At 63.6% G+C, this 26,772-nt stretch carries 27 protein-coding genes; 11 read left to right on the top strand and 16 right to left on the bottom strand.

Going from position 1 to position 26,772, the window contains the following annotated elements:
• Window positions 1-19 precede the first annotated feature (19 nt).
• Window positions 20-1,117 carry a cell division protein ZapE gene (gene zapE / locus ARC39_RS18265; protein ID WP_068116274.1) on the top strand — a complete coding sequence of 366 codons (1,098 nt, stop codon included), beginning with the start codon at window positions 20-22 and terminating at the stop codon, window positions 1,115-1,117.
• A gap of 6 nt (window positions 1,118-1,123) precedes the next feature.
• On the opposite strand, the gene ARC39_RS18260 is transcribed toward zapE, so the two are convergent.
• From ARC39_RS18260 to ARC39_RS18245, 4 genes are all read right to left on the bottom strand, one after another.
• The gene (locus tag ARC39_RS18260; protein WP_438273272.1) at window positions 1,124-2,374 is read right to left on the bottom strand and encodes a bifunctional folylpolyglutamate synthase/dihydrofolate synthase; all 1,251 of its coding nucleotides are present in this window, start codon (window positions 2,372-2,374) and stop codon (window positions 1,124-1,126) included.
• A 35-nt stretch (window positions 2,375-2,409) separates the two neighbouring features.
• Window positions 2,410-3,360, bottom strand: coding sequence for an acetyl-CoA carboxylase, carboxyltransferase subunit beta (gene accD / locus ARC39_RS18255; RefSeq protein ID WP_068116272.1), 951 nt, complete (start codon window positions 3,358-3,360; stop codon window positions 2,410-2,412).
• Between the two features lie 70 nt (window positions 3,361-3,430).
• Window positions 3,431-4,351: a CPBP family intramembrane glutamic endopeptidase gene (locus ARC39_RS18250; protein ID WP_068116271.1), complete on the bottom strand. Its 921-nt coding sequence runs from the start codon at window positions 4,349-4,351 to the stop codon at window positions 3,431-3,433.
• Window positions 4,352-4,405: 54 nt separating this feature from the next.
• Window positions 4,406-5,296, bottom strand: a complete 891-nt coding sequence (locus ARC39_RS18245; protein WP_068116270.1) for a CPBP family intramembrane glutamic endopeptidase — start codon at window positions 5,294-5,296, stop codon at window positions 4,406-4,408.
• 149 nt (window positions 5,297-5,445) lie between these two features.
• Between ARC39_RS18245 and ilvD the strand changes: the two genes are divergently transcribed.
• From ilvD to ARC39_RS18220, 5 genes are all read left to right on the top strand, one after another.
• Window positions 5,446-7,179 carry a dihydroxy-acid dehydratase gene (gene ilvD / locus ARC39_RS18240; RefSeq protein WP_068116269.1) on the top strand — a complete coding sequence of 578 codons (1,734 nt, stop codon included), beginning with the start codon at window positions 5,446-5,448 and terminating at the stop codon, window positions 7,177-7,179.
• Entirely contained in the window at window positions 7,160-7,804 is a 645-nt protein-coding gene (locus ARC39_RS18235; RefSeq protein WP_149866480.1) for a hypothetical protein, read from the top strand. The genes ilvD and ARC39_RS18235 overlap by 20 nt, the downstream gene beginning before the upstream one ends.
• A 184-nt stretch (window positions 7,805-7,988) precedes the next feature.
• The gene (locus ARC39_RS18230) at window positions 7,989-8,699 is read left to right on the top strand and encodes a DUF6478 family protein (RefSeq protein ID WP_068116267.1); all 711 of its coding nucleotides are present in this window, start codon (window positions 7,989-7,991) and stop codon (window positions 8,697-8,699) included.
• Between the two features lie 64 nt (window positions 8,700-8,763).
• On the top strand, window positions 8,764-10,785 hold the full coding sequence (locus tag ARC39_RS18225) for an FAD-dependent oxidoreductase (protein ID WP_068116266.1): 2,022 nt from the start codon (window positions 8,764-8,766) through the stop codon (window positions 10,783-10,785).
• Window positions 10,786-11,045: 260 nt separating this feature from the next.
• Window positions 11,046-11,948 carry a LysR family transcriptional regulator gene (locus ARC39_RS18220; RefSeq protein WP_068116265.1) on the top strand — a complete coding sequence of 301 codons (903 nt, stop codon included), beginning with the start codon at window positions 11,046-11,048 and terminating at the stop codon, window positions 11,946-11,948.
• Between the two features lie 114 nt (window positions 11,949-12,062).
• Here ARC39_RS18220 and ARC39_RS18215 read toward each other — a convergent pair whose 3' ends face one another.
• The 4 genes from ARC39_RS18215 to ARC39_RS18200 are packed head-to-tail and all read right to left on the bottom strand — an operon-like array spanning window position 12,063 to window position 15,069.
• The gene (locus ARC39_RS18215) at window positions 12,063-13,019 is read right to left on the bottom strand and encodes an OmpA family protein (RefSeq protein WP_068116264.1); all 957 of its coding nucleotides are present in this window, start codon (window positions 13,017-13,019) and stop codon (window positions 12,063-12,065) included.
• A gap of 8 nt (window positions 13,020-13,027) precedes the next feature.
• Window positions 13,028-13,594, bottom strand: a complete 567-nt coding sequence (locus tag ARC39_RS18210; RefSeq protein ID WP_068116263.1) for a peroxidase-related enzyme — start codon at window positions 13,592-13,594, stop codon at window positions 13,028-13,030.
• 33 nt (window positions 13,595-13,627) lie between these two features.
• Window positions 13,628-14,341 (bottom strand): GNAT family N-acetyltransferase, encoded by a 714-nt coding sequence (locus tag ARC39_RS18205; protein ID WP_068116262.1) that lies wholly within the window; start codon window positions 14,339-14,341, stop codon window positions 13,628-13,630.
• Complete coding sequence (locus ARC39_RS18200; protein WP_068116261.1) at window positions 14,338-15,069, bottom strand: competence/damage-inducible protein A; 732 nt, start codon at window positions 15,067-15,069, stop codon at window positions 14,338-14,340. Before ARC39_RS18200 ends, ARC39_RS18205 begins: the two co-directional genes overlap by 4 nt.
• Window positions 15,070-15,119: 50 nt before the next feature.
• Here ARC39_RS18200 and sfsA point away from each other — a divergent pair, with 50 nt between their 5' ends.
• The gene (gene sfsA / locus ARC39_RS18195; protein WP_068116260.1) at window positions 15,120-15,839 is read left to right on the top strand and encodes a DNA/RNA nuclease SfsA; all 720 of its coding nucleotides are present in this window, start codon (window positions 15,120-15,122) and stop codon (window positions 15,837-15,839) included.
• Between the two features lie 74 nt (window positions 15,840-15,913).
• Window positions 15,914-16,723: a type I methionyl aminopeptidase gene (gene map / locus ARC39_RS18190; protein WP_068116259.1), complete on the top strand. Its 810-nt coding sequence runs from the start codon at window positions 15,914-15,916 to the stop codon at window positions 16,721-16,723.
• 196 nt (window positions 16,724-16,919) lie between these two features.
• Here map and rsmD read toward each other — a convergent pair whose 3' ends face one another.
• Entirely contained in the window at window positions 16,920-17,483 is a 564-nt protein-coding gene (rsmD, locus tag ARC39_RS18185) for a 16S rRNA (guanine(966)-N(2))-methyltransferase RsmD (RefSeq protein ID WP_068116258.1), read from the bottom strand.
• Window positions 17,483-18,691 (bottom strand): NAD(P)/FAD-dependent oxidoreductase, encoded by a 1,209-nt coding sequence (locus tag ARC39_RS18180; protein WP_068116257.1) that lies wholly within the window; start codon window positions 18,689-18,691, stop codon window positions 17,483-17,485. Before ARC39_RS18180 ends, rsmD begins: the two co-directional genes overlap by 1 nt.
• A 76-nt stretch (window positions 18,692-18,767) precedes the next feature.
• On the opposite strand from ARC39_RS18180, the gene ARC39_RS18175 reads away from it, so the two are divergent.
• Window positions 18,768-19,256, top strand: a complete 489-nt coding sequence (locus ARC39_RS18175) for a peroxiredoxin (protein WP_068116256.1) — start codon at window positions 18,768-18,770, stop codon at window positions 19,254-19,256.
• Between the two features lie 36 nt (window positions 19,257-19,292).
• Here ARC39_RS18175 and ARC39_RS18170 read toward each other — a convergent pair whose 3' ends face one another.
• From ARC39_RS18170 to ARC39_RS18145, 6 genes are all read right to left on the bottom strand, one after another.
• Window positions 19,293-19,577: a 4a-hydroxytetrahydrobiopterin dehydratase gene (locus ARC39_RS18170; RefSeq protein WP_068116255.1), complete on the bottom strand. Its 285-nt coding sequence runs from the start codon at window positions 19,575-19,577 to the stop codon at window positions 19,293-19,295.
• A gap of 11 nt (window positions 19,578-19,588) precedes the next feature.
• Window positions 19,589-20,773, bottom strand: a complete 1,185-nt coding sequence (locus ARC39_RS18165) for a GNAT family N-acetyltransferase (protein ID WP_149866487.1) — start codon at window positions 20,771-20,773, stop codon at window positions 19,589-19,591.
• A 64-nt stretch (window positions 20,774-20,837) separates the two neighbouring features.
• Window positions 20,838-21,593, bottom strand: a complete 756-nt coding sequence (locus ARC39_RS18160) for a glycerophosphodiester phosphodiesterase family protein (RefSeq protein WP_068116254.1) — start codon at window positions 21,591-21,593, stop codon at window positions 20,838-20,840.
• A 14-nt stretch (window positions 21,594-21,607) separates the two neighbouring features.
• Window positions 21,608-22,072 (bottom strand): RidA family protein, encoded by a 465-nt coding sequence (locus tag ARC39_RS18155; protein WP_068116253.1) that lies wholly within the window; start codon window positions 22,070-22,072, stop codon window positions 21,608-21,610.
• Between the two features lie 39 nt (window positions 22,073-22,111).
• Window positions 22,112-23,413: an HlyD family type I secretion periplasmic adaptor subunit gene (locus ARC39_RS18150; RefSeq protein WP_068116252.1), complete on the bottom strand. Its 1,302-nt coding sequence runs from the start codon at window positions 23,411-23,413 to the stop codon at window positions 22,112-22,114.
• Window positions 23,410-25,146: a type I secretion system permease/ATPase gene (locus tag ARC39_RS18145; RefSeq protein WP_068116251.1), complete on the bottom strand. Its 1,737-nt coding sequence runs from the start codon at window positions 25,144-25,146 to the stop codon at window positions 23,410-23,412. The genes ARC39_RS18150 and ARC39_RS18145 overlap by 4 nt, the downstream gene beginning before the upstream one ends.
• Window positions 25,147-25,264: 118 nt before the next feature.
• On the opposite strand from ARC39_RS18145, the gene ARC39_RS18140 reads away from it, so the two are divergent.
• Together ARC39_RS18140 and ARC39_RS18135 are read left to right on the top strand one after the other, a co-directional pair.
• Window positions 25,265-26,146, top strand: a complete 882-nt coding sequence (locus ARC39_RS18140; RefSeq protein WP_161470989.1) for an MlaA family lipoprotein — start codon at window positions 25,265-25,267, stop codon at window positions 26,144-26,146.
• Window positions 26,121-26,741, top strand: a complete 621-nt coding sequence (locus ARC39_RS18135; RefSeq protein ID WP_068116249.1) for an MlaC/ttg2D family ABC transporter substrate-binding protein — start codon at window positions 26,121-26,123, stop codon at window positions 26,739-26,741. The genes ARC39_RS18140 and ARC39_RS18135 overlap by 26 nt, the downstream gene beginning before the upstream one ends.
• Window positions 26,742-26,772 lie beyond the last annotated feature (31 nt).

Raw genomic sequence — 26,772 nt, 5'->3', positions numbered from 1 at the left:
CCCGCCTAAACACGCCGCGATGACACAGACGCTGATCGACATCTACAACGCGCGAGCGGCCGAAGGGCATCTGACCCCCGATGCCGCGCAGGCCGCCGCCTTGCCGGAACTCGAACGTGTGCGGTACGACCTGGCGCATCGCCCGGTGTCCCAGCCGCGTGGTGGCCTGCGTGGTCTGTTCTCGAAACCGGAGGAACCAGCGCCGGTGCACGGCCTCTATCTCTGGGGCGGAGTCGGGCGCGGCAAGTCGATGCTGATGGACATGTTCTTCGAGGCCGTCCGCAGCGACCGAAAGCGCCGCGTGCATTTTCACGCGTTCATGCAGGAGATCCATGCCGGCCTGCACGAGGCGCGCAAACGCGGGGTAGACGACGCAATCCTGCCAGTGGCCGACGAGGTGATCGCCCACGTGGATCTGCTCTGCTTCGACGAGATGCAGATCACCGACATCACCGATGCGATGATCGTCGGGCGGTTGTTCGAACGGCTGTTCGCGGCAGGCGTCGTGGTGGTGACAACCTCCAACCGTGTGCCGGACGATCTTTACAAGGACGGTCTCAATCGCCAGTTGTTCCTGCCGTTCATCGACATGATCAAGAACCGCATGGTCGTGCGGGAACTGGCAAGCGACAAGGATTATCGGCAGAATCGCCTGGCCGGGTCGCCGGTCTACTTCACGCCGAACGATCACGCGGCCAGACAGGCAATCCAGGAAATCTGGGACGATCTGTCAGGCGGCGACGCGCCGCCATTGGTATTGACCGTGAAGGCACGGCCGGTGGAAATCCCGGCGTTCCGAAACGGCGTGGCGCGGGCTGGGTTCTTCGACCTCTGCGGTCATCCGCTTGGGCCGGCCGACTACCTGGCAATCGCGGAGACCGTAAAGGTCCTCGTGTTAACCGATATTCCCAGTCTTGGGCGGTCGAATTTCAACGAGGCAAAGCGCTTCGTGACGCTGATCGATGCGCTCTACGAGGCCAAGGTCCGGCTCATCTGCTCGGCCGCCGCACAACCCGAAGTGCTCTATGTCGAAGGCGAGGGCGTGTTCGAGTTCGAACGCACCGCGAGCCGCCTTCGGGAGATGCAATCCGCCGATTGGCCGCCCGCCGTGGAGTAGCACAGACTACGTCGACCCGTGATCGCCAGCGGCCTCCAAAACCTTTCCCGCAAGGTAGAGCGAGCCGCAAATCACGATTCGCGCGGCGGGGTCGCGGTCTGCGATTTCTCGAACGGCGACAGTGACATCCGGTGCCACTGACGCCGGGATACCGAGTTGCGACGCTGCATCGGCCACGTCGTCGGGCGCTGCCGAGGCGGCCTCGTCAGGAATTGCGATCGCCGTGAGGCTCTCCGCGAGTTCCGCCAACGGCGCCAGAACATCCGCGGGATCGCGATTTGCCAGAATTGCGAAGACCAGATGCGTCGGGCGGCGCGGCAGGTCAGCCAGTGTTGCCGCGATCGCCTGCGACGCGTGGGCGTTGTGACCGCCATCAAGCCACAGTTCGGCATCGGGCGCGGCCGCGGCGAGCGGGCCATGGCGGAGCCGTTGCATCCGCGCCGGCCATACGGCTCGCGTGACCGCGGCCTCACACGTGGCCTCGCCGTGTCCGAGGGCACGGAGGGCGGCCAGCGCGGTTCCCGCGTTGTCAATCTGGTGCCGCCCGGTGAGCACCGGCAGCGGCAGATCGAGCAAGCCCTGTTCGTCCTGAAAGACCAGCCGGCCACGTTCCTCCCACACATGCCAATGCTGCCCGCGTGCGATGAGGGGAACACCCAAGCGCGCTGCCGCGGCCTCGATGACGTCGAGCGCTTCCTCCTGCTGCCGCCCGACGACACAGGGCACACCACGTTTCAGGATACCGGCCTTTTCAGAAGCAATTGCCGCCAGTGTGTCGCCGAGAAACGCCTGGTGGTCGAACGCGACAGGGGTAATCACGGTGAGGTTTGGGTGCGAAACGACATTGGTCGTGTCCATCCGACCGCCCATGCCGACCTCCAGAAGCAGTACATCGCCCGGCACCTCGGCATAGGCTACGAACGCCGCACAAGTTGTTGCCTCGAAAAACGTTACCGCGTGGCCTGCATTGGCTGCGAGCGTACGTTCCAGCAACTCACAAAGCGCGTCTTCGGAAATCTCCCGACCGGCAAGCCTGATGCGCTCGTGAAACCGTACCAGATGCGGCGAAGTATAGGCATGCACCCGTTTTCCCGCGTGCTCCAACCCGGCGCGCAACATCGCGAGTGTGGAACCCTTCCCGTTGGTTCCGGCGATATGGATGACGGGAGGGAGCGAGTCCTGCGGATTGCCCAACGCATCCAGAAGGCGCCACGTCCGATCGAGCGACAAATCGATCTCCTTCGGGTGCAGATCCATCATCTGCGCCAGAAGGGCATCGCTCCGGCAGCGCGTCACGCCGGCGCGTCCGGTTCCGCTGTATTGGGCAGCGCGCCGGGCACATCGGCTGCGTCAACCGTGTCCGTCGGGGCCGGGAGGTCGCCCCGCACCGCGGGCGGTAGGCCCAGCAGCATGCGGGTGATGGACACAAGCTCGTCGCGCATGGCTTTCCGATGCGTTACCCGATCCAGCATGCCGTGATCCAGCAGGTACTCCGAGCGCTGGAAACCATCCGGCAGCTTTTCCCGGATCGTCTGTTCTATCACACGGGGACCGGCAAAACAGATCAGCGCGTTGGGCTCTGCAATATGAACGTCGCCCAGCATGGCATAGCTCGCGGTCACGCCGCCGGTGGTCGGGTCGGTGAGCACGACGATGTAGGGAAGCCCGGCCTCGCGCAGCATCTCCACCGCGACGGTCGTGCGCGGCATCTGCATCAGGCTTAGAATGCCCTCCTGCATCCGCGCCCCGCCAGCAGCGGAAAACAGGATCAACGGACGTTTCAGTTCAAGCGCCCGTTCGGCGGCGGCAATAATGGCGTTTCCCACATACATGCCCATGGATCCGCCCATGAAGGTGAAATCCTGTGCCGCCGCTACAATGGGAGTGCGCCCCATCTCCCCTTCGGCGACAAGCATCGCTTCCACCTCGCCGGTCGCCTTCTGCGCCGCCTTGAGCCGGTCGGGGTATTTCTTTTGATCGCGGAAATGAAGCGGATCCGCCACCGGCTCGGGCACCGTGACCTCGGTAAAGATACCACCGTCGAACAGGTCCTCGAACCGTTCGCGCGGGGTCAGCGCCATGTGGTGATCGCAGCTTGTGCAAACGTTCAGATTGTCTTTCAACTCTCGATGAAAAAGCATCGTCCCGCACTCGGGGCACTTGGTCCAAAGGTTTTCCGGCATCTCGCGGCGCGAGAAGAGCGAGTTGATCTTGGGCCGGACGTAGTTGGATATCCAATTCATGCGAAGGTCTCCGCGCCAGTTGCGGTGCATGAAATAGGCCCCGCTGCCGGCAATTGCAATTGTCGCGCGGTCAACGTGTCAGACGCCGACGCACCAGCCACCACACGAGAACCATCAGGGTAACCGATATGAGGATCGAAATACTCTGGACCCCGGTTTCACTGACAGGCGTCGGTGTGACAAAGAGCGCGAGGCCGGTGATCGTGTCGGCGGTGGCAACACCGAGCAGCGCCACGAGATTGTTGCCGAAGTGCAGCCCCATTGCGGCGCCAAGATTGCCGGTCTGTGCCGTCAGATCGGCGGCAAGCAGGCCGAATACCAGCGCGCCAAGCAGCACCAGCGGCAGGTTGGCTTCTGCCGAGGGCATCCAATGGAGCGCCGCAAAAATCAAGGCCGGCAGACCCATCCAGATCCACCGGGCGCGGAATCGCGCGGCGAGCTGTTGTTGCAGGTAGCCACGGAACACCAATTCCTCGGCGGCCGTCTGCACGAAGATGAGTGGCACCGCCAGCGGCAGCAGCAACAGCCATCGATTGAAGGGCAGCCCCGGATTGGGCGGATCGAGCCAGAACGCGAGCCCGACCACGACGGCATAGACCGGCACGAGCACGACCAGTGCCGTTGTGAAACCCTCCAGCCAGTCCTCCCATTCACCAAAAAGCGAACCCGGCCCGCGAAAATGTAATGCGGCCGCCGCGAGGAGTGGCCCGATGAAAAACCCCAGGAATGTTCCCAGCACGATCAGCGTTGCCAGCGGCGTGTCGATCCCGCCATAGCCCTGGGCCGACGATGTGATCCGCATGAGCGCGGCCGTCACATTCGTCGTGTAGGCTGGGTCGATCGCGCCCGCCGCTCCAATCGTGACGCCAATCAGAAAAGCCGCCCCGGAAAGGTAGATGAAGATAATCAGCAGACAGCCAAGCAGAAGTCGCCAGATCTGCGGATAATCCCTGGCTTCGTCCAACGATAACTCGAAGGCCTCGGTGCGCATCTTTCGTTGGTCTCCTGTCGTCAGCTTCCGGCGCTGCGCCAAGAGTTAGGCCAATCAGACCTTGAGCGCCAGCCGTGCGACGAGCCAGCCACAAAGCGTAATCGCACATTCCGGGAGGATCATCGCCGCGATCCTCGGATCGTCCATCGCCATCGGCAGGTGGTAGAGCGCGAGACCAGACCCCGGACCGTCGAGCGAGACCAGAAGCACCGCCGCAACGTTGTTGACCGCATGGAACGCGAGCGCCGCCCCGATGGAACCCGTACGCGCGGTAAGGTCGGCGGCGGCAAGGCCGAAGAGGATCGCCCAGGCGGCGAAGAGCGTAGCGTTGGCCCCCGCGAGACCCGGCGAGAAATGCGCGAGTCCGAACAGAAACGATGGCAGGATGAGCCACACCGGAAGCTCCGGAAACCGCACCGCGAGTTGCTGTTGAAGATATCCCCGAAAAAACAGCTCCTCGGTGGTTGCCTGAACGAGGACGGCTGACATCGAGAGCGGCAGCAGCAGGAGCCACGTCCGGCGCGACATTTCCGGGTTTCGCACCGTTTCCACGTCTTGCGGAAGCACGACCATGAGAAAGAGCATCAACGCCCCAACGCCCAGGAAGACGCGGATGAAGTCAGATACGACCGCTTCCCACGGACCAAAGAGCGTGGCGAGGCTCCGCCCGTGGAGCCCCTGCAACGCCATTGCGAGCCCTGCCACGAAGAACCCGAAAGTGAACAGGCCGTAGAGCGTTGCCAACGCGCTGTCACGGTCGAAAGTGGTCGCATCCGCCAACGCTTGCGTTGCGTCCGGGCCAATCACGTTTGACACGATCGCGAAGACGAGTTGAAACAATGCGAAACCGGCGACAAGGGTCAGACCAGCGCCGGCCACCGTGCGCCAAAGATCCGGCGCGCGGCGCGCTGCCGCGATGAACTCCTGATGTGCCTGATACCTCATCGCGCGCCCCTTTCGGTCGAAGAGGTAGGACGCGCGAGGGGTTAACGCAATCGCCTCGATGCGTTGAGGACCGGTGCGACGGGTCAAAGCCGCTTGCTCCCCCCTTTCGCCGCGTCTATTCCATCTGACAAGCCAGAGAGGGGAGAGCCATGCTCAAGCGTCCGTTCGACAAATCCAGATTGCCCAGCCGCCATGTGACGGAGGGGCCTGCACGGGCACCGCACCGCTCGTACTATTATGCGATGGGCCTGAGCGAGGAAGAAATCGCGCAGCCCTTCGTCGGCGTGGCGACGTGCTGGAACGAGGCTGCGCCGTGCAATATCGCGCTCAACCGCCAGGCCCAGGCAGTGAAGCTCGGGGTGAAGGCCGCAGACGGCACGCCGCGGGAGTTCACCACGATCACCGTCACCGACGGGATCGCCATGGGGCACGAGGGGATGCGTTCCTCGCTTGCCTCGCGGGAAGCGATTGCGGACACGGTGGAACTGACCATGCGCGGTCATGGCTACGACGCCATCGTCGGCCTTGCCGGTTGCGACAAGTCCCTGCCGGGAATGATGATGGCGATGGTACGGCTCAACACGCCCTCGGTCTTCATCTACGGCGGCTCGATCATGCCGGGCCGGTTCGAAGGCCGGGACGTGACCGTGCAGGACGTGTTCGAGGCGGTGGGCAAGCACCAGGCCGGCGCCAATTCCGACGAAGAACTGCGCGCACTGGAAAAGGTCGCCTGCCCGTCGGCGGGCGCCTGCGGCGGCCAGTTCACCGCCAATACCATGGCCTGTGTCTCGGAGGCGATCGGGCTCGCGTTGCTCAACTCCTCCGGCGCGCCCGCACCCTACGAGAGCCGCGACCAATACGCGACGGCCTCCGGCGAGGCGGTTATGAACCTCTTGGAGAAGAACATCCGCGCCCGCGACGTGGTCACGCGCAAATCGCTCGAAAACGCCGCCCGCGTCGTGGCCTGCACCGGTGGGTCGACCAACGCAGGGCTGCACCTTCCTGCGATTGCCCACGAAGCCGGCATCGATTTCGATCTCTTCGACGTCTGTGAGATCTTCCATGACACGCCGTATTTCGTCGACCTCAAGCCCGGCGGGCAATACGTGGCCAAGGACCTCTACGAGGCCGGCGGCGTGCCGGTCGTCATGAAAGAGCTGCGCAAGGCGGGTCTCATCCACGAGGATTGCATGACCGCTTCCGGCGAGACCATGGGCGAGGCATTGGACAGGATCGAGGGAGAGGCCGATGGCAAGGTGATCTACCCCATCGAGACCCCGATCACGCCCACCGGCGGGGTTGTCGGGTTGAAAGGGAACCTCGCGCCGGACGGGGCGATCGTGAAGGTCGCCGGCATGGAGCGCGACCAGCAGGTCTTCTCCGGCCCGGCCCGCGTGTTCGAATGCGAGGAGGACGCGTTCGAAGCCGTCAAGGCGCGCCAGTATAAGGAAGGCGAGGTCATCGTCATCCGCAACGAAGGCCCTGCCGGCGGCCCCGGCATGCGCGAAATGCTGGCCACCACGGCCGCGCTTTCCGGACAGGGCATGGGCAAAAAAGTGGCACTGATCACCGACGGCCGCTTCTCCGGTGCAACCCGCGGATTCTGCGTCGGCCATGTTGGGCCAGAAGCCGCCCACGGAGGCCCGATCGCATTGCTCGAGAACGGCGACCAGATTACCATCGATGCCATCAACGGCGAGATATCCGTCGCGCTCAGCGAGGACGAGCTTGCCGAACGCAAGAAGAATTGGGCTGGCCCCCGAGAAACGATCTACGCCTCCGGTGCGCTGTGGAAATACGCGCAGCTGGTGGGTGGAGCCAAACTCGGCGCCGTGACCCATCCGGGTGGTAAAGACGAGCGGCATGTCTACATGGATCTCTAATCCAGCACTCTTCTCTGCGGCGCTTTTTGGCGCCGCGTTTCTGCTCATGACCGCCTGCACATCGCAATCGCCCGCCAGTCGCGCGGCGAGCGTGCCGGATGCGCTTCGCTGGTTGCCGGTTCTCGACAGCGCCGTGGTGATCGCGGCGCCGCCGGGATACTGCATCGACATTCCGGCCAGTCGTTCCGAGCGTCAGGATGCATTCGTACTCCTGGCCTCGTGCCAGTCTGTCACCGGAGACACCGATGCACCGGTACCGGCCGCCGCCGGACTCCTGACGGCAAGCGTCGATGGTGCCGGCACCGGGACAATGCCCCCGCAACAGGATCTCGACACCTTCTTTGCCTCTCCCATCGGCCGGTCGGCTCTCTCCCGCAAAGGCGACCCGGACGCGGTTGACATAGGGGAGAGACGCTTCCGCGATGGCGCTTACATGCTCCACGTTCGGGAACGCACCGATGACCCGGTGATGGGTAGCCAAAGCTGGCGCGCTGTATTCGAGGTCAATGAGAGACTCGTCACCGCCACTCTGCGGGAAATGGTCGAGTCTCCGATTTCGGTCGGAGAGGGCTTCCGAACCATCGAGCGATTTGCCCGAGACATACGCCGGGCGAGCCCGCAATAGGTGCGCTCACACCTCGGATATTCCGCCGCTTTGAGCGGGATTGCAGGCCGCCAATCGGCCTCCGTGATTCCGACAGCACAAAAGCGACGTGCCGCAGGACTCCGGTTTGCACGCGCCCCCGGTTTTCGCCTATGACGGTCCGGGTCAGCCCAAGGGAACCGGACCGATGTCACGGAGCAGGAACATGATGTCGAACACCCTTGCGCGGCCGCGCGCAAGGCGTCCGCGTTCATCCCTCGGCCGGCTCCTCGCGCGCTGGCCGGCAACCGAGACCGGGCGATCCGCCGCGAGCCTGCTCGCCCACGCCGGGATCTCCGGTTTCGAACTGCCTCACACCGCCGAATGGGCATGGCGCCCAAACCCCTGGGCGCTCCCGGTGATGGAGGGGCCCGTCACGTTTCGCGAGTCAGGCACACGTGTCTCGGCAGACGCGACGCTCTACCACGACGCAAGCGCGATCGAAGCCAACCTTCGGCAGTCACCGTCAGCGGCCGCGCCGGAGTCAGCCGCCCCCTTCGAGTTGGATGTGGACGTACGGCATTTCGACGGAACGTTCCTGTCGATGGTGCTGGAGTGTCCCCCCGCCGGTATCGCCGGTATCCGACGGCGGGACCTTGTCGGTGTGTCGGTCGGGCTGGATCAGGATCCATCGGCGACGATCTTTCTACGCTACAACTTGCGCCACGGCCCAAATACCGAGACCATACCGCGCGAATTGCCGCCTGCTGATCCCGAAACGGGCCGCGTGACGGTGGAATTCGACCTGGCCTACGTGGAAATCAACGAGAAACGCGTGGAAGCCGCCTGGCTCGACGTGATACTCCAGTCGCCCGCCGGCACGCACACCACACTCTGCGACCTCGTGATGTACCGTCGCCCCCGCGCCGAACTTTGACGCCGCGTCCTGCGTGACACGGACCGCCGCCGCCGGCAGTCTGATGCGTCTAAGGGAGGGACATATGACCGCGTACCCACGTCTTCTTGCACCGCTTGACCTCGGCTTCACGCAGCTGAGAAATCGCGTTCTGATGGGCTCGATGCACACCGGTCTGGAAGAAACGCGCGACTGGCAGCGTGTCGCGGCTTTCTACGGTGAACGCGCCGCCGGTGGAGTCGGCCTGATCGTGACCGGTGGCATGGCACCCAATCGCGAGGGCGGTGTGTTTCCGGGCGCCGCCGGCCTTTTCTCGCCAAAGGACATTGCCGATCATCGGGTCGTAACCGATCGCGTCCACGACGAAGGCGGCAAGATCGCGATGCAGATCCTGCACGCCGGGCGCTATGCCTATGGGCCGGATTGCGTGGCGCCGAGCGCGATCAAATCCCCGATTTCTCCCTTTCCGCCTAACGAGCTCGACGAAGACGGCATCGAGAAGCAGATCGCCGACATCGCCACAGCCGCCGCCCGCGCACGCGACGCGGGCTATGACGGGGTGGAGGTGATGGGCTCCGAAGGATATTTCCTCAACCAGTTCCTGGTGCGTCACACGAACCATCGCTCCGATCGCTGGGGCGGCCCCTACGAAAACCGAATGCGCCTGCCGTTGGAAGTCGTCCGCCGCGTGCGGGCCGCGGTCGGTGACGATTTCATCGTGATCTTTCGGTTGTCGATGATCGACCTGGTACCCAACGGGTCGACCTGGGACGAAGTGGTGACACTTGCGAAGGCCGTGGAGGCGGCTGGCGCCACGATCATCAATACCGGGATCGGCTGGCACGAGGCACGCATTCCTACCATAGCAACCTCCGTACCCCGCCGCGCGTTTACCTGGGTGACGAAGAAGCTGATGGGAGAGGTTTCGATTCCGGTCATCACGTCCAACCGGATCAACACGCCAGATGTGGCCGAACAGGTGTTGGCCGACGGTTGCGCCGATATGGTGTCCATGGCGCGCCCGTTCCTCGCCGACCCCGATTTCGTCCGGAAGGCCGCTGAGGGCCGCGCGGCAGAAATCGCCCCCTGTATCGCGTGCAACCAGGCCTGTCTGGATCACACTTTCAGCGGCAAACTCACCTCCTGCCTGGTCAATCCGCGCGCCTGCCACGAAACCGAACTGCGGATAGAACCGGCGGCGTCGCCCAAGCAAATTGCCGTGGTCGGAGCCGGGCCTGCCGGGCTTGCGGCCGCGCTCACCGCGGCTGAGCGAGGGCATTCGGTGACGCTCTTTGAACGCGATGCGAGTATCGGAGGGCAACTCAACATGGCGCGCAGGATCCCCGGGAAGGAGGAGTTCCACGGGCTCGTTGACTGGTTCGAGACAATGGTGGAACGCAGCGGTATCGAGCTGCAACTCGGAACCGAGGCCACGACCGAGAAACTCAAACCGTTCGACGAGATCATTGTTGCGACAGGCGTTCGGCCGCGCGATCCGGGAATCGACGTGTCCGGCGGCGCGAATGTGCTGAGTTACATCGACGTCCTACGAAACGACGCGGAGGTCGGCCCTCGTGTGGCCATCGTCGGAGCGGGCGGGATCGGATTCGACGTCGCCCAGTTTCTCGGGCATTCGGGCACGAGCGCGGCGGAGGATCCGGCACATTGGCGCGCGTTCTGGGGTGTCGGCGATCCGGAATGCACGGCTGGCGGCCTCGCCACGGAGGGTCCGCAACCGGAACGAGCTGCGCGGAAGATCACCCTGTTACAGCGCAAGGCCGAGCGACCGGGCAAGAGGCTCGGGAAAACGACCGGCTGGATTCACCGCATGGAGCTGGCGATGCTGGGCGTAGAGATGCGCGGCGGCGTGACATACGAGAGCATCGACAACGACGGTATCCGGGTTTCGACGGCCGATGGGCGTCAGACTGTTGTCGCGGCTGACACGGTCGTGCTCTGCGCCGGTCAGGAACCTGAACGCAGACTTGCGACCGAGTTGGAGGCCTTGGGCCGGCCGGTCCACGTGATTGGCGGCGCGGATGTTGCGGCCGAACTGGATGCGAAACGGGCCATCGACCAGGGCACGCGCCTTGCTGCGCGGCTCTGAAACGGCAACATTCGGGTTCCGGTGCGTTTCCGGATTGGAACCGAGCGATTCCCATTCGGACTCCAATTTCATGATTTGGGCAGGTCTGTTTCCGGAATTATCGCCAGTTATTAACACCTTGCCTGCGGCGATATGTGTAAAGTGTTTCCACCGTCACAACGATGCCGGACAAATTCCCGACATTGTCGGCTGATCGCCCCAGTCTTGCCGGAATTTCCCTCGATAGACTTGGCGTAAGTCAAAGAGTTCGTGAGGATGCCATGGATCGACTGACCGAAATGGAAGCGTTTGCCACCGTTGTGGACCAGGGCGGATTCACCGATGCTGCCAAAAAAATGGGGATATCGAAGTCCGCTGTCTCCAAACATGTTTCGTCGCTGGAGGCGCGGCTCGGCGCGCGCCTTCTGAACCGCACCACCCGCCGTGTCTCGCCGACCGAGATCGGGCTGGCGTACTACGACCGCGCCCGAAGGGTGTTGAACGATGCCGGTGAAGCCGATGCGCTCGTTACCTCGATGCAATCGGCGCCGTCGGGGCTGTTACGGATCTCCGTTGCGACCGATTTCGGGGTGAACCACCTATCGCCCATTCTCGGCGGGTTCCTTCAGGAATACCCCGATATCACGGTGAACATGGTGCTGAACAACCGCTACGTGGAGTTGATCAGCGAAGGCTTCGACATGGCGATCCGTATCGGCGAGTTGGAAGACAGCACGCTGCGTGCACGCAAGCTGACCGAAACGGCCAAGCGCATGATCGCGAGCCCGGAGTACTTTGAGAAATATGGCCGGCCGCAAAAGATCGACGACCTGAATGAGCACAAGCTGCTGCACTATTCGAACCAATCGTCTGGCAATGTCTGGAAACTCACCGCCCCGTCTGGCGAGAAGCGCCAGGTGCGCACCGCCGGGTGGCTAACGGTCAATGACGGGCAGTCGCTGCTCAACGCCGCGATTTCCGGCCTCGGCATCGCCTACCTGCCGAGCTTCCTCTACGCCGAAGCGATGAAACAGGGTCTCGTACAAGAGGCCATTCCCGATTTGCCGATCGACCCGCTCGGCATCTACGCGGTCTACCCCCCGGGACGATTCACGCAGCCAAAGGTGCGCGCCTTCATCGACTTCCTGGTCCGGAGCTTTGCCGAGAAAGGCCCGGATTTCTGACAACGAATTCCCCCGTGTACCTCACAGGCCGGAGCCGGGTGCTCCGGCCCTTTTTTTTCGCGGCATGGTTGCGCGCTGTCGACCCACCGTCCTTGCGTTCCATCGGCGCGGTGCCTACTCCACGTTCGACAGCACAACCTCGACGCGCCGGTTGGTGTTCCGCCCCGCCTCCGTCGCATTGCTCGTAAGGGGTGAGAGGTAGCCAACTCCTTCGGCCACGACACGATCCTGAGGCAGGTCGTAGTCACGCAAAAGGCGGTCGCGCACGGCGAGCGCGCGCTTTCTTGACAGCGAGATATTGGCGGGAAGCGTCCCTTCGGCATCGGTATGCCCCACAAGCACCACGCGCGCTTGCGGATTGTCCGCCAAATACTGGGCAAGTTCGTCGAGAGACCCAAATGGCCCCTCTGCCAGTTGGGAGGACCCGGTCGGAAATGTGAGGTCGGGCAGTACCGCGTGGCCCGTCGCAACGAGCGTGGCGGCGATACCCCGAAGCGACGGCGAGGGACTGGCCGGCGATGGTACAGGCGTCTCCGCTTCTGCAACCTGGCCTTCCGCGATGCTCGCCGCGGGCGTATTGCTTTGGCTGATCTGCGTCAGTTGCACGAACCCCCGCCCGCTCGACCGGCTCACCAGGAGGGCTGCATACTCGTCCTGCTCCCCCTCCGAGCGTCGGAGCGAGAGATAGCGAAAATCGCCCAGATCCACATGCATCGCCGGTTCCGCCACCACGTCGATCGCGTAGCGGAAGTCAAACCCGCCACAAGCACGTGCCTCGCAGGAAAAAAGCTCTTCGTAGCCCGTCTCCAGAAACTGCCGCCGCAGCGGCTCCAGGATCTGTAGCGTCGTCAGGTCGGATGTGGTGATCTGCCAGCTGCGGTGCCGGACCGTTCCTTCGACCTGCCGAAAAACCATGTTCCCATCGCGCCACCCCGAGAGCGCAATGTCGACACTGCCCAAAGCGTCCAATTCCTCCGCCGTCGGGCGTGCACTGGTCGGCAGGTCCGGCTCGAAGGCCAGACCCCCTGTCGCGCCGAGACACCCGGCGAGAGCGATCAGCAAACGATACACTCCAGGTCTCATCGATTCCGCGCGTGGTACTCCCGGTTGGGCTGCATATCGACCGCAGATGACATCCGATTGCTCATGTTGAAGAAGCCGGCAACCGCGGCAATGTCCCATATGTCCCGGTCCGTGAATCCAGCATCGCGCAACGTCTGCCGATCATTTTCGCGCACCTCCGCGCTTGCGCGGGTCAGAAGAATCGCGAAATCCAGCATTGCACGCTGCCTGGCGTCGAGATCCGCGGTTCGGTAGTTCATGACCAACCGTTCGCCAAGCTCGGGGTCGCCCGAGATCTGACGAACCGCCTGCCCATGTGCCACCTGGCAGTAATAGCATCGATTCTCGGCGGAAACGACGACGGCGATCATCTCCCGCTCCAGCTTGCTCAACCCGCTCTCGCCCAGCATCACTTCGTTGTACATGGTCGTGAACGCTTCGAGCTTGGCAATGTCGAAGGCGTAGGCCCGCAGGACATTCGGAAGAATCCCCAGTTTCTCGACGCAAAGGTCGAAGTAGGCCTGCGTCTCGTCCGGCAACGGCTCCAGCGGTGGCAAGTCAAGCGCCATCAGGCCGTCAGTCATTTCCGTCCCTCCCTCACCACGTCCGTCCCGGTGTCACTTCTCGCGGTAGTGGTACTCTTCCACAGGTTCGAGCCCCAGCGAAGCGTAAAGCGCGCGGGCCGGGGCATTCGCCCGCGTAACCAGAACGGCCAGCCAGGGCGCGCGCTGCGCCACTGCCCAGATCGCGGCCGCTTGCATCATGTGACGGGCTGTCCCTAGTCGACGCAGGTCGGGACATACCTCCACCGCATGAACCATGGCGATTCCGTCGTGAATCGCCGCGAAGGCGGTCCCGGCTGGACGGTCATTCACCCGGCCGAGAAGCGCAGTTCGCGGGTTGGCGACGCGGTCCATCACGGCCCAACGCGCAGGCCCAATACCGCCCTCCTGCCAGATCTCGTACTGGATCTGCACCGGTGGCCAGGCGACGTGAAAGGTTGAAACCGGCGGTGGCGCTTGCGCGAGCATGGCTGCCGGCGCGACGAGAAGCACCACCGGATCCTTCACACGATAGCCGGCGGCTTCCAACCGCGCATCCAACCCTGTCTCGCCCGGACGCACCATCACCAAAGGGCGTTGCCCGAGCGCCGTCTGGACCGCCTCCATGGTCTTGATATCGGCGGAGGTATCGGCCGCCGTGGCCGCGGAAACGCGGTTGCCGCCACCGTCGCCTCTACGAATCGTCCAGCCCGGCACCGACTCGATACTTGCCGCGGGCCATGTTGCGTCGATGGCGGCGAACAGCGCCGCACGTGCGGGCCGTGTCACGCGGTCGCCTCGGGAAAACGCGCGGCCAATTGCGTCATCGCGGTATCGATCTGCGCTGCATCGGTGCCACGAACAACGATATTCGAGCCATATGCGCCGTCACGCACGAATGGATAGGAACCTATGGAAAGATCGGGAAACGCTGCGGCCAGCTCCCCCAGTGGCCCCGCGATCTCCCCTTCAGGCCGGTGCACTGTCAGCGATTGGGAAAGCAGCGGCGCACCACCGGAAAGCGTGGGCAATACCGCGGAGACCATCGCTTCGAAGATCGTCGGAACGCCGGCCATTACGTGCACGTTGCGGAGGGTGAACCCGGGCGCCGCGCTGATCGGATTGTCGATGAGGGTAGCGCCTTCGGGGATCCGAGCCATGCGCAGACGCGCCTCGTTCAGCTCCGTACCACGTGCCTCGCTGAACGCCGCCAACCGCTCCCGCGCATCGGCGCGCACGTCAATGGGCGTATCAAAGGCGGCAGCGATGCATTCGGCGGTGATATCGTCGTGGGTCGGCCCGATGCCGCCCGAGGTGAAGACCGTATCGTACCCTGCAGACAACGCGCGTACCGCATCGACAACAGCCTGCCGATCATCCGGCACCACGCGCACCTCTGCAAGGCGGATGCCGTGCTTGGTCAGTTCACCGGCGAGGTAATGCGTGTTGGTATCGCGGGTACGCCCCGAGAGGATCTCGTCGCCGATCACCAACATTGCGGCTGTGGGATTGGTCATCGTGCTTCCTCCTGCTTGTCGGGACCCGATGAGCGGTATAGGCCCGCAGCATGCGCTTTCAAACCCCGCTCGTCCCTGCCCGGCTGATCCGTCGCTACAAGCGGTTTCTGGCCGATGCCGTTCTCGAAGATTCCGGCACGGAGATCGTTGCGCATTGCCCGAACCCCGGCGCGATGCTCGGATTGCAGGAACCGGGCATGAGGATCTGGCTCGAACCCAACGATGACCCCAGAAAGAAACTGAAATACGGCTGGCGTCTCGCCGAGCTGCCCGACGGACACCTTGCTGGCATTGACACCGGTATTCCAAATCGGGTCGTCAAGGAGGCGCTGCATGCGAGGGCGATTCCGGCGCTCGCGGGCTATTCGGTAGTCCGGCCCGAAGTTCGCTACGGCGACGCCAGCCGGGTCGACTTCCTGCTGTGCGAACCGGGGCTCCCGAACCTCTGGGCGGAGGTGAAGAACGTTCACTTGCGACGGCAAGAGGACTGGGCCGAGTTTCCCGATTGTGTGACGAAACGGGGCGCACGGCACCTGGCGGAACTTGCGCGCATGGTAGGCCAGGGCGACCGTGCGGTTATGCTCTACCTCGTTCAGCGGACCGACTGCGGGCGGCTGCGTATGGCCAGCGATTTGGACCCGGCCTATGCGACAGCCTTCGACGCAGCACGGGCGGCAGGCGTGGAAATGCTCTGCCACGGTACGGAAATCGACCGCACCGGCGTGCGGGTCGGCCCGGCGCTTCCCGTCGACTCCGGTTTGCAGGGGTAAGGGCCGATCTGGCAATTCCCGGAGGACATCCCTATGTTCGCCCGGAGATCACGAAGCGAGTCAAAGTGAATAACGTGGACGATACCCGCACGCGGCTGACAAAAGACGGCATTCGGCTTTACGATCCGGCAGATTTCGCCGGGATGCACGAGGCTGGCCGCCTGGCCGCCGAAATCCTCGACCGGGTGGCCCCACTGGTGGAACCGGGCCAGACAACCGCTGCCATCGACAAGGCCGTGGAAGACATGGTGAACGCCGCCGGCGCGACCTCGGCAACCATTGGCTACAAGGGCTACCAGCACGCCACCTGCATCAGCGTGAACCACGTTGTCTGCCACGGTATCCCGGGCGAGAAGAAGCTTCACGATGGCGACATCCTGAATGTCGACGTGACCGTTATCGTCGATGGCTGGTTCGGCGACACCAGCCGCATGTATGTGGCCGGGAAACGTACCCGCAAGGCAGAACGGCTGATCGACGTCACCCATGACGCGCTGTTCCGAGGGATCGAGGCAGTGCGCCCCGGCAATACCTTCGGCGACATCGGCCACGCGATTCAGAGTTTCGTCGAGGCGCAACGGATGAGCGTGGTGCGTGACTTCTGCGGACATGGTCTGGGTCGTGTGTTCCATGCCCCGCCGAACGTCCTGCACTATGGCCGGCCCGGCACCGGTCCGGTGTTGGAAGAGGGCATGTTCTTCACCATTGAACCAATGGTGAACCTCGGGCGGCCGGAAACCAAGGTGCTGGCCGATGACTGGACAGCCGTGACGCGCGACAAGTCGCTGTCGGCGCAATTCGAGCATTCGATCGGCGTCACGGCGGACGGTTGCGAGATCTTCACCTTGTCGCCAGCGGGCAAGTTCCATCCGACCTGGGCGTGAACGCTGCTATCGTAGTCTGATTGCTTGCGCCGCCGATGCCGGAAGCGGCCTGCGAGGCCACCCCGTAAGTGAACAGGAAACAACCGCCCGCCTTAGTGCTTCACGTGGGAACTTGCGTCACGTGGGAACTTGCGTCGCCTGAGCGCCCGAAAGGGCGCGAGGCAGACCGTGTGGCGCGGAACGCGCCTCCTTTGGATTACGAATCCGGCGCTCGGAGCACGGTAACATGCGTGTCGCCATACGCGCGCCTGTCCAACAATTCGAAGCCATCGGGCGGCTCTTGTGGCGCGTTTTCCTCCCATATGACAAGCGCACCGGGGGCGATCCAGTTGCCCGCGCGGGCCGATGCAAGCGCGCGCTCACCCAGGCCCTTTCCGTAGGGCGGATCGAGAAAAATCAGGTCGAATGGTTCACCACGGTTCTCGCCCATGCGCGTCGCATCGCGCCGATAGAGCTTCGTCGTCCCGTAGGCACGCATCTTTTCGATGTTCTCCCGGCACAGCGCGCGCGCCTTGGCGCCCTCGTCGACAAAGGTCACCTGGACCGCGCCGCGCGACAGTGCCTCCAACCCGAGTGCGCCGGTGCCGGAAAAGAGGTCCAGAACACGCGCGCCGGTCACCGGGTCGCCCTGGCTATGCGCCAGCAGGTTGAACAGGCTTTCACGCACCCGGTCGGAGGTCGGCCGCAGATGCGCCGCCGGGTCGCCGCGCCCGACAGACGCGAGGGCCAAACCGCGGTGAGTTCCGGATATGATCCGCATCAGCGAAGCAAGCCCTTCAATACCGTCGCCGGGTCGGCAATTGCCGCCGGATCGGCAGATCGGCCCCCGTCGATGAGGCGTTTCCCGACCATATAGGCGCGCGCGTCATTCATCGCATCCACAGCCAGCAACCGGTCGCCGGCATAGTACCAGTGCGATACCGATCCCGCGGACTCGCCCGGCCGGACCACGATCCGATCATACCCAGTGTTCAAGCCGGCGATTTGCAGCTTCGTGTCGTATTGGTCGGACCAGAACCAGATCTTGGGATCGTAAGGCGCCTCTGCGCCGAGCATGTTGCGGGCGACGAGTTCCGCTTGGTCGATGGCGTTCTGCACGCTTTCGAGGCGAATTCGTCCGCCGCGCCATGGGAATGACGCGCAATCGCCGGCGGCCCAGATATGCGGGTCAAACGTGCGTCCGAAGGTATCCACGGCGATCCCATTGTCGAGCACCAGCCCCGTGGCCTCCGCCAGCTCCGTCGCCGGCGCGACGCCGATCCCGACAATCACCAGGTCGAGCTCCAACTCGGTCCCGTCCGTCAACCGCGCCCCGGAGACCCGCGTCTCGCCGGTGAGGCACTCAAGGCCAACGCCTTCGCGCAAGTCCACGCCATGCTCCCGGTGCAGCGCGCGGAAATACTCCGAGGTTTCCGGCGCGGCGACCCTCTGCAGCACCCTTTCGGCCATTTCCACCAGCGTGACTTCCATTCCGAGACCGCGTGCCACCGCGGCAGCCTCTAGCCCGATATAGCCGCCGCCGACGATTAGTACCCGTCCGCCTTCCCGTACCTCGGCGGCGATGCGGTCGACGTCACGCAGATTGCGGACAACGTGGACACCACCCAAAAGGCCGCCAATGGCTGGCGGGAGGCGCCTTGGTACGGCACCGGTGGTGAACGCGAGCTTTTCATATCGCAATGCTTCAGATCCGAGAATCGCCACACGCTCGCGGGTGTCGACCGCGTCCACCCGGCAATCGGTTCGCAAGTCGATCCCGTTGTCTTCATAGAAGCTCTCCGGCCGAAGGTAGAGCCGCTCCAGCGGCATCTCTCCGAGCAGGTACTTCTTTGACAGTGGCGGCCGCTGGTAGGGCGGTGCGTGTTCCTCGCCGATCAGCGTCAGTTTTCCGTCGTACCCATCTGCCCGGAGCCGCGCGGCAAGCGACGCACCGGCCTGCCCTGCCCCGACAACAACGATGCCTGACATTTTTCCCTCCCAAGGCTGGGCATTCATCGGGCAAACCCTATATCCCGGCGGTGGCGAATGGCAATCGGAGGCGCGCATGACCATTGCGGTGGGAGACAGACTTCCCGAGGCTCAGTTCACGGTGATCGGTGCAAACGGGCCGGAGCCGGTCGAGCTCTCCGAGAGGCTGCGCGGGCGGCGTGTAATTATCTTCGGCCTGCCCGGTGCCTTCACGCCGACCTGCGACTCCGCCCATATGCCGAGTTTCGTGCGCAAGGCCGTGGAACTGGCGGCGAAGGGTATCGACGAGATCATCTGCATCTCCGTGAACGACCCGCATGTGATGCGCGTCTGGGGTGAACAGACGGGCGCAAAGGCAGCCGGGATCTCCCTTCTGGCCGATGCGGCGTGCGAATTCACGGAAGCCATCGGGATGCGTTTCGACGCCCCCCCGGCCGGGCTTATCGCCCGGTCGAAACGGTACGCTCTCGTGGCGGAGGACGGGATCGTAACCGCGCTTCAGGTCGAAGCCGCGCGCGGCACATGCGAACTCACCAGTGGCGAGGCACTGCTCGATCTGGTGTGATTCACGGTCGCGGTGTCGCCGGACCTTCGCGGCCGCTCATCCCGCCAGCGCGTCCATGGTTTTGGCAAGCGCCATGTCACGGTCGCTCAGACCGCCTGTGTCATGCGTCGTGAGTCGCACGGAGACGGTTCGGTACACGTTGCTCCACTCCGGATGGTGGTTCGCTTTCTCGGCATGGATCGCGACGCGCGTCATCCAACCGAAGGCCTCCACGAAGTTCGCGAACTGGAAGGTCTTGGTGAGCGCCTTGCCACCCTCCTCCAGCGTCCAGCCACTGGCCACGCACCGCTCGAGCGCAGCGGCGTCAACAGACGGTTCCATGTCATTCCCGTTCAATCGTGATCCTCCCCCGATCGCTTGAAAGGCCCGTAGCTGGTGAGGATCTCCATCTCCTCGTCCACCGCCCGGGTCTCGGCTTCCAGAAACTCCCGCACCGCCCGGGCAAAGCCGGGATTCGCGATCCAGTGCAACGAATGGGTCGCAACCGGTAGGTAACCGCGCGCAAGCTTGTGCTCACCTTGCGCCCCGGCCTCAACTGTTGCTAAACCGTGTTCAATGGCAAAATCCATTGCCTGATAGTAGCACAATTCGAAATGCAGGCACGGGTGGCGCTCAAGCGCGCCCCAGTACCTGCCATAGAGTGCGCTCCGCCCGATGAAATTCAGCGCGCCGGCGACGTTGAACCCCTCGCGCTCCGCCATCACGAGGAGCATGTCGTCCCGCATCGTTTCGTGAGCAATTTCGAAGAAGGTGCGGGTCAGGTAGGGGCTGCCCCACTTGCGACTGCCGGTGTCCTGGTAGAAGGCCCAGAAATCGTCCCAATGGTGCGGCTCGATTTCTTCGCCGGTCAATGCCCGGATCTGCCCGCCAAAGCCCTGCGCCGTGGCGCGCTCCTTGCGGATGTTCTTGCGCTTGCGTGACGACAAGGCATCGAGGAAACCAGCGAAGGATTCGTACCCGGCGTTCTCCCAGTGAAACTGCTGTCCGATCCGGTGCATCAACCCCATTTGCCGGCCAGCGTCGGCTTCATCGGCGGTGCAGAAGGTCGCGTGCATAGATGACACATCGTTGTCGGCCGCTAGTTTCACCGCACCCTGAACAAGCGCACCCATCCCGATCTGCTCGAACCCCGGTTTCACCAAGAAACGCCGGCCGGTGGCCGGGGTGAAGGGGACGGCAACCTGCAATTTCGGGTAGTAGGCGCCGCCGGCATTTTCAAACGCATGGGCCCAGGAGTGGTCGAATACATATTCGCCCTGGCTGTGCTGCTTGGCATAGAGCGGGGCGCAGGCAATGAGGTCGCGCTCCTGGCGCGCAACCAGATAGGACGGCTGCCAGCCCGTGCCCGGCCCGACGGACCCGCTGTCCTCCAATGCCTTCAGAAACCGGTGCGTTGTGAATGGGTCGAGCGGCCGGAACCCATCGGCGGCTTCCGGACAGGCACAGGCATCCCATTCGGCAGCGGCAATCGCGTCGATGCTCGGCAGGACCTGAATCTCGATTGCCGTTTGCGCCACGGTCATTTGCGCCTTTGCCATGCTTATCCAGTCACGCCTACACTTGGCGCAGCCGCGCCGTGCTTCAAGCCGCCAAATAGCCTTCGAAGGTCACATTGTCGGCGAAGCGCCGTGCAGCAGCCTCGGCCGCGGGCGAGCGGATTGTCCAGCACAAGACGGGAAGACCCTTCGCACGAAGCTTCAGAAGGTCGTCTCTGTCCAGATCCTTTGCGTCGTGGCTGACGAAGCAGGCGCCAGCCGCTTCCAGATCGGGGATCGTGGCCAGCCGTTTTCGCACCGCCGCCGGCACCATCGGCCAATCCTTCCGGGAAAACCCGGACGTGGTCAGCCCGCGCACGGAATCCGGGAATATCCGTCCGAGTTCAATCATCGCGTTGGGGTTGAACGACATGAACGCCAGCGGGCCGGTGTAGTCCGCCGCCGCCGATGCTGCCGCACGTTCAAGTGCACCGACGCCGGGGCCGAGCGCTCCATCCTGATCCTTGATCTCAACGAGTAGCGGCACACGCCCCCCCACGAGCGCAAGCACTTCCCCGAATGTCGGAATCGTTTCGCTGCTACCCAGGAGGCGAATGCCAGAGAGCTCCTCTGCCGTGCGCCGACGGATGGGGCCCCGCACGCCTGTCAACCGGTTCAAATCACGGTCGTGGAAGACCAATGCCTGTTCGTCGGCTGACATTTGCAGGTCAATTTCGATGCCATATCCGGCCGCAATCGCGGCCTCGACCGCGGCACGGGAGTTCTCCGGGCGGCCCGCCGCCAAATCGTGCAGGGCCCGGTGGGCAATCGGTCGGGCAAGGAAGGACGCGGGCAAGCGCATTGGCGGCGGTCCGGTCAGTCGATCTCGAAAATTGCCTCGATTTCCACCGCAACGCCGAGCGGAAGAGACGCGGCGGACACGGCCGAGCGCGCGTGCCGCCCGGCATCACCGAGCGCGGCCACGAGGAAGTCCGAAGCACCGTTCACCACCTTCGGCTGATCGGTGAAATCGGCAGTGGAATTGACGAAGCCGGTCAGCTTCACCACGCGCTTAAGCCTGTCCAAATCGCCGCCACAGGCGGCTTTGCACTGGGCAAGGAGCGAGATTGCGCAGCTTCGTGCCGCGGATGCACCGGCCTCAACATCCATATCCGCGCCCAGCTTGCCCGTGATGAAACCATCGGGGCCGCTGCTGACCTGGCCCGAAACATGGAGGAGATCGCCCACCTGCACATAGGGCACGTAGTTGGCCGCTGGCGCCGGGGCATCCGGAAGCGTTACGCCCAGTTCCGCAAGACGGGATTCGATGACACCGGACATTGGCCTGGCTCCTGTTGCAAAGGTCGGCTCCCGGATCTGTTAGGTTTCCCGGAACGCCTTGTTGAAGTAATCCGTGAACGGTTTTAGCAGATAGGCCATCGGGGTTCGGTCGACGGTCCGGATATAGGCCTCCACCGGCATGCCCGGAATGATCTCCTGTCCTTCCAGTTTCTCGATCTCCCCGTCGTTCAACTCGATTTCGGCGCGGTAGAAGGATTGCATGGTGCGTTCGTCGGTGAAGGCGTCGGCCGACATCTTCGCGACATGGCCATTCATTTCCGGCGTGGTGCGCGAGGAAAAGGCGGAGAATCGCAGGATCACGTCCTGCCCCACGTGGACCTCGTCCACGTGAATCGGTTCGATCTTGGCCGCGATGACCAGAGGGCGGTCTTGCGGCACGATGTAGGCCACGGCCTCGGCTGCCCGCACGACCGAACGCGGCGTGTTGACAGTCATCCCGTAAACGACGCCTGAGACCGGCGCGGTGATCTCCATCCGGGCAAGGCGGGCCCTCAGGCTGTGCCGCCGCTCCGCGAGTTCCAACAGGTTGTACTGCAAGTCCCGCAGGCGGCTGATCGATTCTTCCCGCCGGGAGGTTTCCAGCTTGAGGATCTCGATATCTATCTCGGTCATCCGCCCGAGCGCTTCGGCTCGACTCGCGGTCAACTCCCCGATGGTGCCCGAGAGGCTGGCACGTTCGCGCTGAAGCGCCAGAACCCGCGCCGCCTGTGCAAGCCCACGGTCGAGCAGCGACTGCTGGTCACGCAATTCCTCGTCGATCAGGTCCAGCTGTTGTTGCAGCGCGTTGCTTTGCGCGTCGATGCCGGTGATCTGGGACTCGATCTGCTCCCGCCGGCGCGCCAATTGCTCGGATTCCTTGTCCAGCGATACGCGGCGCGCTTCAAAGAGTCGGGTCTGCCCATCGAGCAGTTCGGACACCTCCGCACTATCGGCCGCGGCCTGTTGCAGGTCCTCCGGGAATGCAACCTCCTCCAGCCCGTCACGCTCGGCAACCAGACGACTTGCGCGGGCCATCAACTCGTGAAGCTGACCCTCTACGATTGCCAATTCGGAATTCAGGTCGGTCGGGTCGAGCCGGATGAGCACGCTTCCCGCGTCAACCTGATCGCCTTCCTGAACCATCACCTCGGCGACGATGCCGCCGTCGAGATGCTGCACGACCTGCCGGTTCTGCTCCACCTCGAGTTGCCCGTGCGCGATGATCGCACCGGCAATTGTCGTGCCGACAGACCACGTTCCGAATCCGCCCACAAGGATCAGGAGGCCGATGAAACCGAGCACGAGCGGAAACCGTGCCGATGGGATCTTGCGTTCGCTCATGTCACACCTCCGTGCCCCTTGGAGCTCTGGATCTGGGCCGCGTTCTGCACAACTTCCTGCAACACCTCGTCCCGCGGACCGAAGGCGCGGCGCACACCGCCATCAAGCACCAGCAGCAATTCGCATTCCTGGATCGCCGCCGGCCGGTGCGCCATGATGATCACGGATTTCTCTTCAGCCTTCATTTGGCGGATTGCGCTGTTGAGCGCCTCGGATCCCTCGTTGTCGAGGTTCGAGTTGGGCTCGTCGAGCACCAGGATCACCGGATCGCCGTAGAGCGCCCGCGCCAGGCCGATACGCTGGATTTGCCCGCCCGACAGCCGGCTGGATGCCGCGATGAGCGGCGTATCATAGCCCCTGGGCAGTCGCAGGATCATCTCATGGGCGTCTGCCTTGCGTGCCGCTTCCACGACAAGCTTGGGATCGGGCTGCGTGGAGAGCCGCGCGATATTCTCGGCAATCGTTCCGTCGAAAAGGCTGATCCGCTGCGGCAGGTAGCCGATGTGTTCCCCCAGAACGTCTGGGTCGTACTGATCGAGCGCCGCGCCATCGAGACGGATCTTGCCGCCTGCGCAGCGCCAGACTCCGATGATCGCCCGCGCCAGCGTCGTCTTGCCCGATCCGGATGGGCCAATCACGCCGAGCGCCTTGCCCGGCGGCAGGGTGAAGCTGACCATCCGAAGCGAAGCCTGATGTTCGCCCGGCGGGACGACGGTGACCTGCTGCCCTTCCAGCCGTGCCGCCGGTTTCGGAAGCGGCGTGCGCTGGATCTCCGGCGGGATATCCGACAGTAGCTGAGCAAGGTTCTGCCAGCCGCGTGAGGCGCGCTGCAGCAGTTCCCATTGTCCAATCGCAAGTTCTACCGGCGCCAGCGCCCGGCCGAGCAGGATCGAACCGGCGATCATCGCGCCTGCGGACAATTCCCCTTGCAACACGAGGTACGCACCCAGACCGAGCATCGCCGATTGCAGGAAGAGCCGCAGCGATTTCGTCGTTGCGGTAAATGCCCCGGCCCGGTCGGAGGCCGCGAGTTGCTGATCGACGGCCCGGCCACGGGCCATCTGCCAACGGTCAAACGTGGCGCCACGCATCCCGAGCGCCTCGATCGCCTCGGCCTCGTCGCGCATCTGGTCCGACATCCGCTCGGCGCGCTGATTCATGCCAGCGGCTTCCAGCGCCGGCTGACGCGTCAACCACTGGTTGAGAAGCGTCACGCAGACGAGCGTCGCGCCGCCCACGACGGCGAGCACGCCCAACCACGTGTGGAAGACAAAGATCGCCAGCAGGAATATCGGCGTCCAGGGCATGTCGAAGAACGCCAACAGCGCCGGCGAGGAGAGGAACCGCTGCACGATCTCCAGATCACGCAGGCCCGTCTGCGCGACTTCTGCTCCCGGCCGACCCGTTTCGCTTCGCAGCACCGCGGAAAAGACGCGACTGTCGAGCAATGTCTGGAAACGCGCACCGGCACGGGCCATCACGCGGCCACGGGCATAGTCAAGAATACCCATCATCATGTAGAGAAAGGCAACGAGCACGGTGAGCGCGAGCAGCGTCTCGACCGAGCGTGACCCCAACACTCTGTCGTAAACCTGCAACATGTAAAGCGGACCCGTCAGCATCAACAGGTTTACGAATATCGAGAAGAGAAAGGCCGCTCCGAAGAGGTTGCGGCTCTTCGCCCGCGCCTCCTGAAGTTCCATCCGCCCCGCTCTGGTTTCCGCTGCGCGCATTGTTGCCGCTCTCCTCGGTTCCCGCCGGTTGTCACCCATCCTGCCCGCCGCTAGGTTGCACCGACATCGGGCCGGCGAATTCGGGGCAGGGTTCGGATGGCAAAATAGGATGAAGTCTTTGACAACACCACTGGTCTCACAGACGGGATATTGCCGGCGCCCATTCAGTGCAATCGGTTTGTTGTCGGCGCTGGTCGCTCTGACGGCTTGCGGACCGGCGGCCATACCAACCGAAATCAACGACCCGAACGAGGCGCGCAACCGCGAGATTCACGCGTTCAACAAGCGGCTGGACGAACAGATCCTCGGTGGTGGCGACGTAGCGGAGGGTGGCGGCGCTGCCCTTCCCGAGATCGACGAGACGGAACCTGAGGCACTGGCACCAGAGGTGGCTCCGGCAGCGCCTGTCGCCGACGCACCTTTGGCGCCGGTAAGTCCCGCACTCATCGCCCTGGCGAACTTCGGCGCAAATCTCGACAACCCGCGCCGCATCGCAAACAGCTTGTTGCAAGTGCGCCCGGGTGACGCGGCACACAATACGCTCCGGCTGGGAATCAACTCCACGATCGGGATTTTCGGACTGATCGACGTCGCACGCGCGGCCGGCTTGCCGGAGATCGATACCGACTTCGGCGAAACCCTGCACGTCTGGGGCGTACCTGAAGGCACGTACCAGGAGTTGCCGGTCATTGGCCCGTCAACTCAGCGTGACACGGTCGGAATGGCCGTGGACTTCGTGGGAAATCCGCTGTGGTATATCTTCCCGTGGCCACAGAATCTCGCGGCCAACGGATTCACCTGGGCGGGCGAGGCCACCGATCGTGTGCGATACGCGGAGACCGTCGATTCACTACTCTACGACTCGGCCGATAGCTACGCGCAAACCCGGCTGGTCTATCTGCAGAACCGGCGATTCGAGATGTCACGTGGCGAGGTTGCCGAGGAAGACTATTTTGACCCCTACGAGGAACTTTATGGTGACGACATTGACGCGGAATGACATCTCACGGCGAAAAACGCTGAGCGGTCTCGTTGGCGGCATCGCAGTTGCCGCGCTTCCCTTTCCGGCATTTGCCCTGACAACCGGAAACGCGCAGAAGCTGGTAGATGCGCTGGTGGCCGACATCAACAAGGTGATTGCCTCCGGCAAATCCGAGAGCGCGATGTATCGCGATTTCGAGAAGATCTTTCTGCGCTACGCCGATGTTCCAACCATTGCCCGGTATTCGCTTGGTGCGACTGCACGTTCCGCCAGTTCGGCAGAGCTCAATGCCTACACCAAGGCGTTCACGGGCTACATCTCCCGGAAATATGGGAAACGATTCCGCGAGTTCATTGGCGGACGATTGGAAGTGAACGGTGCGAAACCCGTGAAGAGCTTCGTCGAGGTCAGCACAACTGCGTATCTGCGCGGAGAAGATCCCTTCGAGGTCACGTTCCTCGTCTCGGACCGTTCGGGCAAGAGCAAGTTCTTCAACATGTTCATTGAGGGCGTAAACATGCTGCTCACCGAACGTACTGAAATCGGGGCGATGCTCGATCGCAGGGGCGGGAACCTCGGCGCACTCACGAAGGATCTCCAATCGATCAGCTAGGCCCGGAGCGTTGGGCAAGACGGACCGTCCC

Source organism: Tropicimonas marinistellae (assembly GCF_001509585.1).
Taxonomy (GTDB): Bacteria; Pseudomonadota; Alphaproteobacteria; order Rhodobacterales; family Rhodobacteraceae; genus Tropicimonas; species Tropicimonas marinistellae.
Note: the sequence above shows the minus strand (reverse complement) of the source record. Positions and strands in the feature narration are given on the sequence as shown.

Excerpts from the sequence above, each read along its gene's own strand:
- ARC39_RS18155 (WP_068116253.1), bottom strand. The coding sequence starts at position 22,072 with ATGTCCGGTGTCATCGAATCCCGTCTTGCGGAACTGGGCGTAACGCTT.
- ARC39_RS18220 (WP_068116265.1), top strand. The coding sequence starts at position 11,046 with ATGGATCGACTGACCGAAATGGAAGCGTTTGCCACCGTTGTGGACCAG.
- ARC39_RS18180 (WP_068116257.1), bottom strand. The coding sequence starts at position 18,691 with ATGTCAGGCATCGTTGTTGTCGGGGCAGGGCAGGCCGGTGCGTCGCTT.
- ARC39_RS18160 (WP_068116254.1), bottom strand. The coding sequence starts at position 21,593 with ATGCGCTTGCCCGCGTCCTTCCTTGCCCGACCGATTGCCCACCGGGCC.
- zapE (WP_068116274.1), top strand. The coding sequence starts at position 20 with ATGACACAGACGCTGATCGACATCTACAACGCGCGAGCGGCCGAAGGG.
- ARC39_RS18235 (WP_149866480.1), top strand. The coding sequence starts at position 7,160 with ATGTCTACATGGATCTCTAATCCAGCACTCTTCTCTGCGGCGCTTTTT.
- accD (WP_068116272.1), bottom strand. The coding sequence starts at position 3,360 with ATGAATTGGATATCCAACTACGTCCGGCCCAAGATCAACTCGCTCTTC.
- ilvD (WP_068116269.1), top strand. The coding sequence starts at position 5,446 with ATGCTCAAGCGTCCGTTCGACAAATCCAGATTGCCCAGCCGCCATGTG.
- ARC39_RS18135 (WP_068116249.1), top strand. The coding sequence starts at position 26,121 with ATGGTGACGACATTGACGCGGAATGACATCTCACGGCGAAAAACGCTG.
- ARC39_RS18225 (WP_068116266.1), top strand. The coding sequence starts at position 8,764 with ATGACCGCGTACCCACGTCTTCTTGCACCGCTTGACCTCGGCTTCACG.
- ARC39_RS18260 (WP_438273272.1), bottom strand. The coding sequence starts at position 2,374 with ATGGATCTGCACCCGAAGGAGATCGATTTGTCGCTCGATCGGACGTGG.
- ARC39_RS18200 (WP_068116261.1), bottom strand. The coding sequence starts at position 15,069 with ATGACCAATCCCACAGCCGCAATGTTGGTGATCGGCGACGAGATCCTC.
- ARC39_RS18210 (WP_068116263.1), bottom strand. The coding sequence starts at position 13,594 with ATGACTGACGGCCTGATGGCGCTTGACTTGCCACCGCTGGAGCCGTTG.
- rsmD (WP_068116258.1), bottom strand. The coding sequence starts at position 17,483 with ATGCGGATCATATCCGGAACTCACCGCGGTTTGGCCCTCGCGTCTGTC.
- ARC39_RS18175 (WP_068116256.1), top strand. The coding sequence starts at position 18,768 with ATGACCATTGCGGTGGGAGACAGACTTCCCGAGGCTCAGTTCACGGTG.
- ARC39_RS18245 (WP_068116270.1), bottom strand. The coding sequence starts at position 5,296 with ATGAGGTATCAGGCACATCAGGAGTTCATCGCGGCAGCGCGCCGCGCG.
- ARC39_RS18230 (WP_068116267.1), top strand. The coding sequence starts at position 7,989 with ATGATGTCGAACACCCTTGCGCGGCCGCGCGCAAGGCGTCCGCGTTCA.
- ARC39_RS18250 (WP_068116271.1), bottom strand. The coding sequence starts at position 4,351 with ATGCGCACCGAGGCCTTCGAGTTATCGTTGGACGAAGCCAGGGATTAT.
- sfsA (WP_068116260.1), top strand. The coding sequence starts at position 15,120 with ATGCGCTTTCAAACCCCGCTCGTCCCTGCCCGGCTGATCCGTCGCTAC.
- ARC39_RS18170 (WP_068116255.1), bottom strand. The coding sequence starts at position 19,577 with ATGGAACCGTCTGTTGACGCCGCTGCGCTCGAGCGGTGCGTGGCCAGT.
- ARC39_RS18150 (WP_068116252.1), bottom strand. The coding sequence starts at position 23,413 with ATGAGCGAACGCAAGATCCCATCGGCACGGTTTCCGCTCGTGCTCGGT.
- ARC39_RS18145 (WP_068116251.1), bottom strand. The coding sequence starts at position 25,146 with ATGCGCGCAGCGGAAACCAGAGCGGGGCGGATGGAACTTCAGGAGGCG.